Raw genomic sequence first — 675 nt, forward strand, 5'->3', positions numbered from 1 at the left:
CTGTGCAGAAGCGTGGCGTAAAACTCCCCAGGGCGCTGCCAGAAGATCAACTGCTCATCGAACTCATTGACCCAGTGCAGGACGTGGTCTGAGCGATCGAAGACGACGCCCGCCATCTCGCCAAGGTGACTCAGGACAGCATTCCGGCCTCGATACCCGCCGACGTACGCACGGGCTTCATTCACGAAGTCCGTCGCGGTGTTGGCGTCCAGCACCGATGTCCCAGACAGCTTGATAGTGCGGGGCCGGCGGCCCTTCTGCCCTCCAACACGGAGTTGCTTCGTAGCGTTCGCCCAGTACAACTTATCTGTTTCCGGGTCAAAGACGACACAAAATACGGGTACGTTGCCGTTTGCCCAAGTCTCGGAGTGCTGACGCACTGGTACTGCGTAGCCGTACGACCGTCTCCATGAGACGCCGCCCTTCACTTGCACCTTGATGACGTCGTTGGTCACCCGCCCGGCGTCAGCGAAGGTGACGAACAGATCCTCGCCATAGTCGTTCTGCCCCGAGATCTCCTCTACCACGTGATCGTGACTCTGCAGGAGAGTGCGCAGGGCGTTCACTGCCGCCTGTTCCACCCGCCGCCCACTCGGAATCACCGTCATGTCCCGCTCCTCCCATCCGCATGGTTGTCCGTCTACCGTGCCATCCGGCTCTGACACTTGGGCGTTG

General features: G+C 60.7%; 1 protein-coding gene. It reads right to left on the reverse strand.

Annotated elements, in window-relative coordinates; translation table 11 throughout:
- On the reverse strand, positions 1–608 hold a 608-nt coding region (locus tag BFF76_RS30680), incomplete at its 3' end, for a DUF4365 domain-containing protein (protein WP_141695728.1).
- Positions 609–675 lie beyond the last annotated feature (67 nt).

This window comes from Streptomyces mutomycini, assembly GCF_001700505.1.
Lineage (GTDB): Bacteria > Actinomycetota > Actinomycetes > Streptomycetales > Streptomycetaceae > Streptomyces > Streptomyces mutomycini.